Source organism: Shinella oryzae, assembly GCF_023038235.1.
GTDB classification, from domain to species: domain Bacteria; phylum Pseudomonadota; class Alphaproteobacteria; order Rhizobiales; family Rhizobiaceae; genus Shinella; species Shinella sumterensis.
This window is the reverse complement of record NZ_CP081988.1, coordinates 1,268,480-1,282,055: the sequence shown is the minus strand read 5'-3', so window position 1 is coordinate 1,282,055 and position 13,576 is coordinate 1,268,480. Positions and strand designations below refer to the sequence as shown.

The window sequence follows — 13,576 nt, the reverse complement described above, 5'->3', positions numbered from 1 at the left end:
CAATCAAAATCGATCATATTGCACTGCGATATGATTATTTATGATTGGATATGATTGACAAGTTTCGCGTTCAGTGGAAAGTTCAGGCAAGGAGGATTTCATGCACGAGAAAGAGCGCCATCGCATCATTTTGTCCGCGGTCCAGGAAAAGCCTGTCGTGACCGTGGGCGAAATGGTTGAACTGACGGAATCGTCGGAAGCGACGATCCGGCGGGACATTGCGACGCTGCATGTGCAGAAGAAGCTGCGCAGGGTGCGCGGCGGTGCCGAGGCGATCAATCCGCCGCAGTTCCCCGGTCTTGCCGGCCGGCCGTTCTCCGTCAATGAAACGATCAATATCGCTCAGAAGCGCGCGATCGCGCTGAAGGCGGTGGAACTGTGCGTCGACGGCGACCCGATCATCATCAACGGTGGCACGACGACGTTCCAAATGGTGCATCTTCTGGCCGCGCGCCGCATGCAGATATTCACCAACTCCTTTCCGATCGCCGAGCACCTGCTGAAGCATTCCAAGAACACGATCATGCTGTCCGGCGGCGTCATCTATCGCGAGCAGAACATCATTCTCAGCCCTTTCGAGAACGATGTGACGCGCAATTTCTACGCCCGGCGCATGTTCATGGGCGCGCAGGGCCTGGGCAAGCTCGGTCTCATGGAGGCCGATCCGCTGCTGATCCAGGCCGAGCAGAAGCTCATGGGCCAGGCCGACGAACTCGTCGTGCTCGCCGATTCATCGAAATTCGGCAAGCGGTCCAGCCTTGTGCTCTGCCCGCTGGACCGTGTGACCACCGTTATCACCGATGACGGAATTCGCGACGAGGACCGACAGATGCTGGAGGAGGCAGGCGTCGGGCTTATCATCGCGGATAAAACAGCAAGAGATCAGGCCTCGATCGTCGCGTGAGCGCCGTCGGGGAAACTTCAACGGGAGGAACCACCATGAAATTTCTGCACAAGCTTGCAATTTCCACGGCCATCGCCGCCGCTCTGATGGCGGGGCCCGCGTCCGCTGCCGAGCGCATCGCGCTCGTCGTCAAGTCGCTCGGCAACGGCTTCTTTGATGCCGCCGCCAAGGGAGCGGAGGAGGCCGCCAAGGAAATCGGCGACATCGAGGTCATCTATACCGGCCCCACCTCGGCCACGGCCGAAGGCCAGATCGAAATCATCAATTCGCTGATCGCCCAGCAGGTCGACGCGATCGCCATCTCGGCCAACGATCCCGATGCGCTCGTTCCGGTCCTCAAAAAGGCGATGGATCGCGGCATCAAGGTCATCTCCTGGGATTCCGGCGTCGCCAAGGATGGCCGCCTGCTGCATCTCAATCCGTCCGAGACGAAGCTGATCGGCGAGACCATCATCAAGCTTGCCGCCGATCACCTGCCCGAAGGCGGCGAAGTGGCGATCCTGTCGGCGTCGTCCACCGCGACCAACCAGAACGCCTGGATCGAGGCCGCCAAGGAAGTGCTGCCGACCAAGTTCCCGAAGATCAAGCTCGCCGCCGTGGTCTATGGCGACGATGACTCCGTGAAATCCACAAACGAAGCCAAGGGCCTGATCTCGTCCTATCCGGATCTCAAGGCCATCATCGCGCCGACGACGGTCGGCGTCGTGGCGGCCGCACAGGTCGTCACCGACCAGAAGCTGATCGGCAAGATCAACGTGACCGGCCTGGCGCTTCCTTCCGAGTTCAAGAAGTTCATCGATAACGGCGCGTCGGAAGGCGTGGCGCTGTGGAACCCCATCGACCTCGGCTATTCGGCCGTTTACCTCTCCGACCAGCTCGTCAAGGGCAAGGCGGCAGAGCCGGGCGCGACCTTCTCCATCGGCAAGGTCGGCTCGATCACGCTCGATGACACGAATGCCGCCGCCATGGCCGCGCCCTACCAGTTCGACAAGTCGAATATCGAGAAATTCTCGAAGATCTACTGAAGCCTTGAAAGGCGACGCGGCGGAGCGACGGTCTCCGCCGCGCTCTTCCTGCGCGCCGGAGGCGATTTCCGGCGGCGTTGTCGCACACTCCTTTCTTGAAGACAGGTCGGGTCCTGAAGCCGATGACTATCCCAAATGAGCCGAAGGTCGAGCTGTCGGGGATCTCGAAATCCTTTCCCGGGGTGCGCGCGCTGCACAAGGTGGCGCTGCGCCTCTATCCGGGAGAGGTCACCGCGCTGATCGGCGAGAACGGTGCCGGCAAGTCGACGCTGGTCAAGACCATGACGGGCATCTACCAGCCGGACGAGGGTGAGATCCGGGTTTCCGGCAAGCCCGTCGTGCTGTCGTCGCCGCATGCCGCCTTCCAGGCCGGAATCACCGCGATACACCAGGAAACGGTTCTCTTCGACGAGCTGTCGGTGGCGGAAAACATCTTCCTCGGCCATGCGCCCCGCGGCGCGTTCGGCCTGATCGACTGGCGGGGAATGAATGCGCGCGCCAGGACGCTGCTTACGGAAATCGGCGCCGGCCATATCGCGTCCGACACGAAGCTGAAGGATTTGTCCATCGCCAACAAACATCTGGTGGCGGTGGCGCGCGCGCTTTCGGTCAATGCCGAGGTCGTCATCATGGACGAGCCGACGGCAGCCCTGTCCTACAAGGAAATCCAGGACCTCTTCGAACTGGTCGAGCTCTTGAAACGGCAGGGCAAGGCGATCCTGTTCATCTCCCACAAGTTCGACGAGATCTACCGTATCGCCGACCGCTACACGGTCTTCCGCGATGGCGAGATGGTGGGCGAGGGGCTGTTGCAGGACACGTCGCAGCAGGAGATCGTCCGCATGATGGTCGGCCGCTCGGTCGATCAGGTGTTTCCGAAGAAAGAGGTGACGCCCGGCGACGAGGTGCTCAAGGTCGTCGGTTACTGCCATCCGACCGAGTTCGCCGATATCGGCTTTTCGCTTCGGGCTGGAGAAATCCTCGGCTTCTACGGCCTTGTCGGCGCGGGCCGGAGCGAAGTCATGCAGTCGCTGTTCGGCATCACGAAACCGTCCAAGGGCGCGGTGCGCATCGATGGCGAGGTGGCCGTCATCCGCTCGCCCGCCCAGGCTGTCGACAGGGGCATCGTCTATGTTCCGGAAGATCGCGGCAAGCAGGGCGCCGTCACCGGCCTGCCGATCTTCCAGAACGTCACGCTCGCTTCGCTCAGAAAGACGTCGCGGCACGGTTTCCTGCGGCTGGCGGAAGAGTTCAAGCTGGCGCGCGAATATACCGAGCGGCTGGACCTGCGTGCTGCCGCACTGGACCAGAATGTCGGCAACCTCTCTGGCGGCAACCAGCAGAAAGTGGTGATCGCCAAGTGGCTGGCGACGAAGCCGCGCGTCATCATCCTCGACGAGCCGACCAAGGGCATCGATATCGGCTCGAAGGCGGCGGTCCACGAGTTCATGTCGGAGCTCGCCTCGCAGGGGCTCGCCGTGATCATGGTCTCCTCCGAACTCCCCGAGATCATGGGGATGAGCGACCGCATCGTGGTCATGCGCGAGGGCCGCATCGTCGGTGAATTCGAAAACGACGCCACCCTGGAACCGGAGATGCTGGTCAGGGCGGCCGCAGGCATCGGGGAGGCCGCATGAGCGCGATCGTCAAAGTGCGGGAATTCTGGCTGGCGGTGCTTATCGCAGCGCTGGTCTTCGCCGCCAACCTGCGCGCGCCGGGCTTCGCGTCGCCATCGCGCCTTTCCGGCATCGTCGAGGATTCATCCATCCTCATGATTCTTGCGCTTGGCCAGATGGTGGTGATCCTCACCCGCTCGATCGACCTGTCCATGGCGTCCAACCTTGCCCTTTCCGGCATGATCGTGGCGCTGATCAACCAGGCCGCTCCCGGCATTCCCGTGCCGATGCTGATGGTAGTGGCTGCTTTCAGCGGCCTGCTACTCGGGGCGCTCAACGGCGTGTTCATCTGGGGGCTCGGTATTCCCGCCATCGTCGTGACGCTCGGCTCGCTCACCATCTATCGCGGCGTCATCTTCCTGATCGCCGGCGGACAATGGGTGAATGCGGATGCGTTTTCGCCCTCCTTCGTGGCCTTCACGCGCATCGAGGTCTTGGGGCTGCCACTGCTCGTCTGGTATGCGGTCGCCATCATACTCGCCTTCGTGGTCCTCATGTCGCGCACGGCGCTCGGCCGATCCTTCTATGCAGTCGGCGTCAATCCCACCGCGGCGGTCTATGCCGGCATCGACGTCGGTCGCACGACCTTCCTCGCCTTCTGTATCTCCGGCCTTCTGTCCGGCTTTTGCGGCTATCTCTGGGTTTCGCGCTATGTCATCGGCTCGGTCGAAGTGGCGCGCGGTTACGAACTGACCGTGGTCGCGGCCTGCGTCATCGGCGGAATCTCGATTTCCGGCGGCGTCGGCACCGTGGCGGGCGCGGTGCTTGGCGCACTCTTCCTCGGCGTCATCAACGGTGCCTTGCCGGTCATCAATATCTCGCCCTTCTGGCAGATGGCGATCTCGGGCGCGGCGATCATTCTTGCCGTCGTTCTCAACGGGCGCGGCGCCAAGCGCAGCCAGCGCCTCATTCTCAGAACCGCGGAGGCTGCCGCATGAGCGTGCCATCCACCGAAACCCGCCGCATTCCCGACCGGCTCGGCACGCCGCTGCGCTCGGCGGTCTTCTCCTGGCCGAGCCTGCTGCTGGTGGTCGGCATCGTGCTTTTCGTCGTCAATTCGTTCGCCTCGCCCTATTTCCTGTCGCCGTGGGCGCTATCGGACGCGACCTTCAACTTCACGGAAAAGGCGCTGATTGCGCTCGCCATGGCGCTGCTGATCATCTCCGGCGAAATCGATCTCTCGGTGGCCTCGATCATCGCGCTCGCCTCGACCATGATGGGCCTGGCGCTGCAATACGGCGCGGGCACGCCCGAGCTGGTGCTGATCGGGGTTGCGACCGGGATCGTCTGCGGTGCGTTCAACGGGTTCCTGGTGACCGGGCTCGGCCTGCCTTCCATCGTCGTGACGATCGGCACGATGAGCTTTTTTCGCGGCATTTCCTATATCGTGCTCGGTGACCAGGCCTTCAAAGGCTATCCGGCAAGCTTCGCCTATTTCGGCCAGGGCTATGTCTTCTGGGTCTTCTCCTTCGAGTTCGCGCTCTTCGTCCTCTTCGCGCTCTTCTATTACGTGCTCCTGCACCGCACGAATTTCGGCCGGCAGGTCTTCGCCATCGGTAACAACGACGTGGCCGCCCGCTTCTCCGGCATCCGGGTCGAGCGGGTGAAATTCATCCTCTTCCTGCTGACCGGTCTCATGTCTGGAATTGCCGCGGTACTTTTGACCTCCCGGCTCGATTCGACCCGTCCCTCCATCGCGGCCGGCTGGGAGCTTGAAGCGGTGACCATGGTCGTGCTCGGCGGCGTCTCCATTCTCGGCGGCGCGGGAACGATCCAGGGCGTGGTTCTGGCTGCCCTCATCATGGGCCTCGTCACCTTCGGCCTTGGCCTCCTCAACGTTCCGGGCATCGTGATGTCGATCTTCATCGGCCTGCTGCTCATCTTCGTCATCGCCCTGCCGATCGTCTTCCGCAAGGTCAGGAACCGCCGCCGATGAGCCATGCCGGTCTCGAGAAACACGCCTTCAAGATGCTGCTCAATTCCGGGATGAAGGACGAGTACAAGCGCCGGCACGATGCGATATGGCCGGAGCTCGTGGATCTTCTGCACGCCGCAGGCGTCAGCGATTACTCAATCTTTCTCGATGAGGAGACCAATGTGCTGTTCGGCGTGCTGTGGCGGCGAAGGGATCATACGATGGCCGCGCTGCCGCAGACGGCGCTCATGCAGAAATGGTGGGCGCACATGGCAGACATCATGGCGACGAACGACCGAAACGAGCCGATCGCCATCGATCTCGTGCCCGTCTTCCACATGGAATGAGCCGAAACCCGATGCGCCACATCGCCGTCATCGACATCGGCAAGACAAACGCGAAAGTCGCGCTGGTCGCACGCGGGAGCCTGACGGAAGTCGCCGTTATGCGCAGGCCGAACGCGGTGCTCACGGGCCCGCCCTATCCGCATTATGACATCGAGGGCCTTTGGGATTTCATTCTGGACGCGCTGAGGCGCTTCCAGGCGCAGTTCGGTGTCGACGCCATTTCCATGACAACCCATGGCGCCTCGGCCGTGCTTCTCGATGACGACGGTAAGCTTGCCGCGCCTGCGCTGGACTACGAATTCGACGGTCCTGACAGCCTTGCCGCGGAATATGATGCCGTCCGCCCGACGTTTGCCGAGACGGGTTCGCCGCGCCTGCCGCTCGGCCTGAATCTCGGCGCCCAGCTCTTCTGGCTGTTCAGGACAGTTCCGGGATTGCTGGAGCGGACGCGAACGATCCTGACCTATCCGCAATACTGGGCCTTCCGCCTGAGCGGTGTTGCGGTCAACGAGGTGACGTCGCTTGGTTGCCATACCGATCTCTGGGATCCGGCGGCCGGTCGATATTCCACGCTGGTCGAACGTGAGGGCTGGGCTGCATTGATGGCGCCGGTGGTGCGCGCCTCCGACCGGCTGGGGCCGGTCTTGCCTCAGATCGCGGCGGTGACGGGGCTCGCGCCCGCGACACCTGTCATCTGCGGCATTCACGATTCCAACGCCTCGCTCTATGCTCATCTCCTTGCCCGCGATGAACCCTTTGCCGTCGTCTCGACGGGGACATGGGTCATCTCGATGGCCGTGGGAGGCGCCAAGGTTACGCTCGACCCGGCGCGCGATACGCTCGTCAATGTCAACGCCCACGGCGACGCCGTTCCCTCCGCCCGCTTCATGGGCGGGCGGGAATTCGAGCGACTGATCGGCGACGCCCGCAAGGCCTATGCGGCCGCGGATATCGATGCCGTGCTGGCGCGTGGCGTCATGCTTCTGCCGGCGGTCGAAAATCAGTCCGGCCCTTTTCAGGGGCGCAAGGCGGAATGGACGGTGGAGGCGGCGACATTGGCGCCGGCGGAACGGCTCGTCGTCATCTCCTTCTACCTCGCGCTGATGACGGCGACGGGGCTCGAGATCGTCGGGGCGCAAGGCCCGGTTCTGGTCGAAGGTCCGTTTGCCCAAAACGCGGCCTATCTCGACATGCTCGCCGCCTCGACCGGCCGGCCTGTGGAAGCCGTCGCCGGCACCGGAACCAGCGTTGGCGCCGCTTTGCTGGATGCGGACGGTCGGCCTCCCGCCACGGGCAGGGCAAATCCACGCCCGCGACACGAGGCTGCGTTGCGCCGCTATGCCAGCGCGTGGCAGGCGCGGCTCTAGACTGAAGGATCGGCGATCAGCGCGCGAAACCGCGCCATGATCTCTGCATTGGCCGGATTGTAGACCATCATGTTGAGGTCCGGCCGGCCCTCGACCGCAAAGCTCGAGAATTCCAGCTCGATTGATCCGAGGTGAGGATGATGAAGGCGCTTGATGCCCTCGCGCGCCCCCGCGATTTCATTGTCGTCCCACATTGCCTTGAATTCCGGGCTGCTGGCGGAGAGCTCATCGACCAACTGCCGGATTTCCATCCCCGCGCCGGCGCGTGCGGCGTCCGCACGGAAGGCCCCGACGACATAACGGGCGACGTTGCGCCAGTCGTCCTGCGCAGCGCGCACCCGCTCGTCTGAAAAGATCATGCGCAAGATGTTGCGCCGGTCGGGCGGCAGCCTGGCATAGTCCGTCAGGATGATCGCGGCCGCCTTGTTCCACGCCACCACGTCCCATGTTGCCGTCCGGATGATGGCGGGGCTGAAGGGCATGGCGTCCAGCACGCGTTGCAGCCGGGGCGTGATGCCGTCGTGCGGGCGATAATGCGGCTCGGGGGGATGACCGAATGCCAGAACATGAAGGTGATCGCGTTCCGGCTCGGTCAGCATCAGCCCCGCGGCGATACGGTCGAGCACATGGGAGGACGGGGCCCCGCCGCGTCCCTGCTCCAGCCAGGTGTACCATGTCGGGCTGATATTGGCGCGCTGGGCGACCTCTTCGCGGCGCAGGCCCGGTGTGCGCCGCCGCCCGGGCTGGAAGCCGAAGGTCGTCGGGTCAAGCCGCATGCGTCGGTCACGCAGGAAGGTCCCCAGCGCATTGTCTTTGGCGGTGCCGCTCATGCGATCCTGTTGCCCATTATACTAGGATAAAGTCACTACTTTAACAGGACAATTTTTCATGAGATCCCGGTGCGCGTCAATGCAGGAGATGTTTCATGCGTGTTTTTCTGACAGGCGCCACCGGGTTCATCGGCTCCCGGATCCTTGGTGAATTGCTGGCCGGGGGGCATGAGGTCATAGGCCTCACGCGCTCCGATGCCGGAGCAAACGAGCTCGCGCGCGCCGGCGCGTCCGCCCATATAGCAACGCTGGACGATCCGGCGCGCCTCGCGCGTGGAGCGGAGAACGCCGACGCCGTCATCCACACGGCGTTCGATCACGATTTTACGAACTTCGTGGCCAATTGCGAAAAGGATCGTCGGATCATCGCGGCGCTTGGATCCGTGCTCAAGGGCTCGGACCGGCCCATGCTCATCACGTCGGGCGTCGGCCTCGGCAACCCCGGCAACGGAGAGCCCGCGCGCGAGGACGTGTTCGACGCGCACCATCGCAATCCGCGCATCGCCTCGGAACTGGCGGGCCAGGAGCAACTGGAAGCCGGCGTCAATATCGGTGTCGTTCGGCTTCCGCAGGTGCATGACACGGTCAAGCAGGGCCTCATCTCGCCCTATATCGCGATGGCGCGCGAAAAGGGTGTCGCCGCTTATGTCGGCGAGGGCGACAATCGCTGGGCAGCCGCACATGTAAGCGATGTGGCGGCGCTCTATGTCCTGGCACTGGCGCGCGCCGAGCGCGGCGCCCGCTACAATGCCGTCGCGGAAGAAGGCATTGCCATGCGCGATATCGTCGGCGTGATTGCGGCCGGCCTCGGACTTCCCGTGGTTTCGCTGTCGCCGGACGAGGCCGAAAGCCATTTCGGCTGGTTCAGCCTCTTCGCCGCGGCCGGCATCAGCGCGACCAGCGCGCTGACCCGGCAGAAACTCGGCTGGGTTCCGACGGGGCCTGGTCTGCTTGATGACCTCCGGGCGATGAACTTTTCCATGCTCGATGCGTGAACCCGCTGGCTCGCCTCGATGAGACCTCCGCATCGAGGCGATGCCATCGCAAATTAGAAGTTCACGAGCAGGTTTGCCTGGGCGGTATGGGAATGCAGGCCATTGGCGAACGCGCCTGAATAGCCGAGCGTAAGGCGCGCCGATTTCGAGAGCCTGGCGGTAACGCCGGCTTTCACGACGGCGGCGTCGCGGGGAAGGGACACGCCTTTCAGGATGAAAGGTGACCCGCCGGAAAAGGCAAAGGTCGCGGATGGCGACAGATCGCCGGCCGCATGCTGCCAGCCAAGCGTTCCTGTCAGGGTTACCGGAATGTCGTAGGCCGGCAGGTCCGCCGAAAAGCGGGCGCCGATGGTGGATATGACCAGATCGCTTGAGCCGCTGCCGGCTGTCAATGCGGCCGCCCCGCCCGTTTCGCCGAAAGCATCGGTATCGAGATTGACATAGGCGAGGTTGGCGAAGGGCTGGAGCCTGATAGCAGTCAGGTCCAGATCGGCGGACATCTCGGCGAAGGCCTGCAGGCTGTCGCTGTTATAATCGGCTTCGACGCGATCTTCGAAATTGCTGAACGCGATCGTGCGTCGGGTCGATATCGCGTTGCGGCTGTAAATAGCCCCGCCGGTGAGGTTGACAGGCCCGACCGAGCCGGCGGCGTAGACGCCGACATGATAGGTGTCGGCATCCGCCTGCGGCTGGACGGAGAGATGGCTATAACCGACGAGACCGCCCAGACGCCAGTCGTCGGCGATAGCCAGATCGCCCCCGACGATGCCGCCCGCGAACCGGCTGTCCATGCCTCTGGCATTGCCGTCGGCCGAAAAATGGTTTGCTGCAAGCGCGCCTGAGCTCCAGAAGGAAACGCCATCATCCGGCATGTGCCTGTCGCTGATCAGGAGACCCGCGCGATCGAGCACCGCCTCGCGGGGAAAGCGGCTTTCCAAGAGGAACTGGCTTTGCAGGGAGGCGTGCACCTCGCCGTTCAACTGCGCAAAGGCGTCCGCAGCTGTCGTGACATCGAGTGGCAGCACCGAGAGGAAGAGCGGGTTCGAAGCGCCCAGCGCTTCGACGGCCGCTGCCGTGGCGCGGTCGTTGCCGGTCTGCGCAACGTCGGAGAAGCGGACATCGTTGCGGTCGAGATCGACATTCACCTGCTTTGCGCCATAGACGAGTGTCGGCGAAAGGAAGGCGAAGTCGCTCTCGATGGCGCCGAAACGACCCGTGACGGTGTCCGCCGTCAGGATTGTGTAGCGGTTCGTCAGACCGTAGGTGCCGCCGGCATTGTTCAAACGCACCGTGCCGCCATCGATGGTGAGGGCGCCGGCAACGTCCACCCTGTCGGCGCTGCCCGCGCCGATGATATCGACATCGTAGAACGAGCCTGTGCCAAACCGCAGGTCTCCGCCGACCGTCAGCGTGGCTATTCCGGGTCCTGGCGAGAGCACACCGCCTGAATTCACCGTGATGCCGCCCACAATTCCGGTGCCGGACAGCAGACCGCCGTCGAAAACATCGATCGTGCCGTCCACCGTGCCATGGTTGACGAGCGCGCCGCCGGTGATTTGAACCGCCCCGGCGATTTCGCCCGTATTCGTGAACGTGCCGCCGCTGTTGGCGAGCCCGGCGACGATGCCGTCGTTGGAGGCGATGCCCGCATTGACGACGGCGCCTGTCCTGCCGCTGTTGTTGTTGGTGAAGGTGCCTTGGGCGGCGATATTGACGTCTGCCAGCGTGGCATTGTTGATGACCGTGCCGCCGTTCACGGACGTCGTGCCCGTCACTTGCCCGCCGCTGTTGTTGGTGAAGGTGCCGGCGTCATTGCGGACGGAGGCGATCGTTCCGGCATTCGTGACGCTGCCGGAATTCCTGATGGCGCCGGCCTGCGCATTCGTATTGTTGACGAAGGCAGCCGCCGCCGCGACGTCGGCATCGGTGATGATGAAGTTGTTGGTCACCGTTCCGCCGGTGATCCTGGTCTGTCCGGTAATCTCGCCGTCGGTGTTGTTGGTGAAGCTTCCCGCCGTGTTGGTCAGGGAGGCGATGGTTCCGGCGTTGGACGCGTTGCCGGCATTGGTGACCGCACCCGCCGTTGCATTGCTGGCATTGGTGAAGACGCCGCCCGAACCCACGACGACATCGTTGAGCGTTCCGTTGTTGGTCACGCCGCCGCCGGTCACGGTCGTTCTGCCCGTGACCTCGCCGTCGTTGTTGTTGGTGAAGGAGCCCGCATCGTTTCGGAGGGAGGCGATGCTGCCCGCATTCGACGCGGTGCCGGCGTTGCGCACATTCCCAGCGATACCATTGGAGTTGTTGATGAAGATCGCGGCGGCGGCGACATCGGCATCGGTAATCACGAAATTGTTGGTCACCGTTCCGCCGGTCGCCCTGACGTTTCCGGTGATCTCGCCATCGTTGGTGAACGTGCCGGCCGTGTTGTTGAGTGCGTCGAGCGTGCCGGCATTGCTCGCGGTTCCCGCATTCGTCAGCGTGCCGGCAGATGCGCCATTGTTGTTGGTGAAGGTGCCGCCCGAGGACACTGAAACATCGCCGACTGTACCGTTGTTGGTCAGCGCCGTGGTGTCGCCGACGGCGGCGCTGCCGAGCGCGCCGTTGACGGAGACGTTGCCCTTGTTGAGGGTCAGCTTCCCATTGAGTGTGCCGTCAATGAACAGGCTGCCGTCGTTGAGCTCGACATTCGAATTCATCACGCCATCGGCATTGATGCCGAGGCTGCCGGACTGGATCGTCGTGCCGTTCTTGACGGTCAGGCTGCCGGTGTTGCTGATCGTGACATTGCCGCCATCGATGTCGAGCTTTCCGACCGTGGCGTTGTCGGTGACTATTGGCGAGCCGGTATCGACCTCGGCCGTGTCGTTCTCGCCGGGCGGGGACGGGGTCCAGTTGGTTCCGGTGCTGAACTCATTGTCCGTACTGCCGGACCAGACCGACTGGGCGAGGGACGGCGTGACCAGGGTGACGGATGCCAGTGCCGTGAACAAGCCGATACGTCGGGAATAGGCCGAGAGCGGTTGACGTTTCATGGGGCCGCCGATGCTTGTAGCGCCGCCATCCATCGGCGGGATAGATAACAATCCCTAAGCAATCATGGTTAACGAGCGGTAAAAGTCATGGCCAGGAAGCGCCGCCGGGTCCGTCGATCGCCGTTTCAGGCCGTGTGCGAGAGGATCCCTTCGATGGTCTCGCAGATCGACAGCAGATCGCTGTCGCGATTGCGTGCGGCAGTCAGCATAAGCCCGACGGGCATGGCGCCCTGGGTACGCAGAGGCAAGGAAACGCTGGGAGCGCCCGTCAGGTTGGCGTGCGTCAGCGAGATGATCTCGTCATCCCCTTCCGTCGAGAGGGCAGGGTCCGTGTCCGGCGCCGTGAATGGCACGGTGGGCGCGATCACGGCATCGAGATCGGCCATCACGCTTTCGAATGCGCTGAACCAGCGGCGCTGTTTTTCGATGGCTTCGATGTAGCGCGTTGCCGGTATCGTCGTTCCGGTCTCAAGGAGATCGCGTGTTCCCGGCGCAAAGCCGTCCGCGCTCTTGGCCATGGTCGACCTGTGGATGGCGGCCGCTTCCGGCATCAGGATATCGAGCAGGGCGGCCGCCATCTCGGCAGGGTCGGGAAGCTGGATTTCTGTCAGCGGCACGCCGTCCCGCTCGAGCGACAGGCGTGCCGCATCAAGGGCGGCGCGCACCTCGGCCTGCACGGCGCGATGGTTCCACTGGTTCCCAACGATCCCGAGGCGCAACGGCTTTCGACTTGGGCGGGCGGGGGCCACGCCGGGGTTGAGGATGGAAAAGGCGATGCTCGCGTCGGCGCTGCTTCGGGCAAACAGGCCGAGGTGATCGAGGGACGGAGAAAGCGGATAGACGCCGTCCAGAGATAAGGCCGCAAAGCTCGGCTTGAAGCCGATGACGCCGCAATAGGCGGCAGGGGCCCGGATGGAGCCGCCGGTATCCGTCCCAAGCGCCAGGGGCACGATGCCGGCGGCAACGGCCGCCGCCGATCCACCGCTCGATCCGCCGGCCGTGCGGCTTCGATCGTGCGGATTGTTCGTCTGGCCGAAAGCGGGATGCGCCACGCCGGCGGCGAATTCCAGGAGGTTGGTCTTGCCGAAGAGGATCGCACCGGCCGCGCGCAGGCGCGCCACGCATTCGGCATCGCGCGCCGCATGCCGCGGCGGCACGGCCTTCGTGGCAAAGGTCGTCCTGACATCGGCGACGTCGATGATGTCCTTGATTGCGACCGGGATACCATGCAGCGGCCCGCGGTCCCGCCCCTGCCGCAGCTCCTGCGTCAACCGCTTCGCCTGGTCGAGAACCTCCGTGGTCATCGGCTCGATGAAGGCGTTGAGATCAGGCTCCAGCCGGGCAAGCCGGTCCTGCGCCTGGCGGCAGGCATCGAGCGGCGTGAAGGCGCCGGACCTGTAGCCGGCCGCCAGTTCGCCGACCGAGAGGAATGCTGTGTCGATGGTCATCGCGCGTCGCTTCCGATGATTGCGTTCGACGCGC

11 protein-coding genes are annotated in these 13,576 nt (G+C 63.7%); 8 read left to right on the top strand and 3 right to left on the bottom strand.

Translation table 11 applies throughout. The features are described from left to right. Nucleotides 1–100 precede the first annotated feature (100 nt). From K6301_RS22175 to K6301_RS22145, 7 genes are all read left to right on the top strand, one after another. The gene (locus tag K6301_RS22175; protein ID WP_134650120.1) at nt 101–904 is read left to right on the top strand and encodes a DeoR/GlpR family DNA-binding transcription regulator; all 804 of its coding nucleotides are present in this window, start codon (nt 101–103) and stop codon (nt 902–904) included. A gap of 35 nt (nt 905–939) precedes the next feature. Further along, nucleotides 940–1,929 carry a rhamnose ABC transporter substrate-binding protein gene (gene rhaS / locus K6301_RS22170; RefSeq protein WP_247221016.1) on the top strand — a complete coding sequence of 330 codons (990 nt, stop codon included), beginning with the start codon at nt 940–942 and terminating at the stop codon, nt 1,927–1,929. Between the two features lie 122 nt (nt 1,930–2,051). Beyond that, complete coding sequence (locus K6301_RS22165; RefSeq protein WP_247221014.1) at nt 2,052–3,566, top strand: sugar ABC transporter ATP-binding protein; 1,515 nt, start codon at nt 2,052–2,054, stop codon at nt 3,564–3,566. Beyond that, on the top strand, nt 3,563–4,543 hold the full coding sequence (locus tag K6301_RS22160) for an ABC transporter permease (RefSeq protein WP_247221012.1): 981 nt from the start codon (nt 3,563–3,565) through the stop codon (nt 4,541–4,543). The genes K6301_RS22165 and K6301_RS22160 overlap by 4 nt, the downstream gene beginning before the upstream one ends. Next, entirely contained in the window at nt 4,540–5,541 is a 1,002-nt protein-coding gene (locus K6301_RS22155; protein WP_247221011.1) for an ABC transporter permease, read from the top strand. The genes K6301_RS22160 and K6301_RS22155 overlap by 4 nt, the downstream gene beginning before the upstream one ends. Then, nucleotides 5,538–5,867, top strand: coding sequence for an L-rhamnose mutarotase (gene rhaM / locus K6301_RS22150; RefSeq protein WP_247221010.1), 330 nt, complete (start codon nt 5,538–5,540; stop codon nt 5,865–5,867). Before K6301_RS22155 ends, rhaM begins: the two co-directional genes overlap by 4 nt. 11 nt (nt 5,868–5,878) lie before the next feature. Further along, nucleotides 5,879–7,234 (top strand): FGGY-family carbohydrate kinase, encoded by a 1,356-nt coding sequence (locus tag K6301_RS22145; protein WP_247221009.1) that lies wholly within the window; start codon nt 5,879–5,881, stop codon nt 7,232–7,234. Here K6301_RS22145 and K6301_RS22140 read toward each other — a convergent pair. Beyond that, entirely contained in the window at nt 7,231–8,064 is an 834-nt protein-coding gene (locus K6301_RS22140) for a helix-turn-helix transcriptional regulator (protein ID WP_247221008.1), read from the bottom strand. The genes K6301_RS22145 and K6301_RS22140 overlap by 4 nt on opposite strands. Nucleotides 8,065–8,159: 95 nt before the next feature. Here K6301_RS22140 and K6301_RS22135 point away from each other — a divergent pair, with 95 nt between their 5' ends. Beyond that, nucleotides 8,160–9,059 carry an SDR family oxidoreductase gene (locus K6301_RS22135; protein ID WP_247221007.1) on the top strand — a complete coding sequence of 300 codons (900 nt, stop codon included), beginning with the start codon at nt 8,160–8,162 and terminating at the stop codon, nt 9,057–9,059. 53 nt (nt 9,060–9,112) lie between these two features. Here K6301_RS22135 and K6301_RS22130 read toward each other — a convergent pair whose 3' ends face one another. Together K6301_RS22130 and K6301_RS22125 are read right to left on the bottom strand one after the other, a co-directional pair. After that, a complete protein-coding gene (locus K6301_RS22130; RefSeq protein WP_247221006.1) occupies nt 9,113–12,094 on the bottom strand; it encodes an autotransporter outer membrane beta-barrel domain-containing protein in 2,982 nt (993 codons plus the stop codon). A gap of 125 nt (nt 12,095–12,219) precedes the next feature. Then, nucleotides 12,220–13,542: an amidase gene (locus K6301_RS22125; RefSeq protein WP_247221004.1), complete on the bottom strand. Its 1,323-nt coding sequence runs from the start codon at nt 13,540–13,542 to the stop codon at nt 12,220–12,222. Between the last annotated feature and the right edge of the window lie 34 nt (nt 13,543–13,576).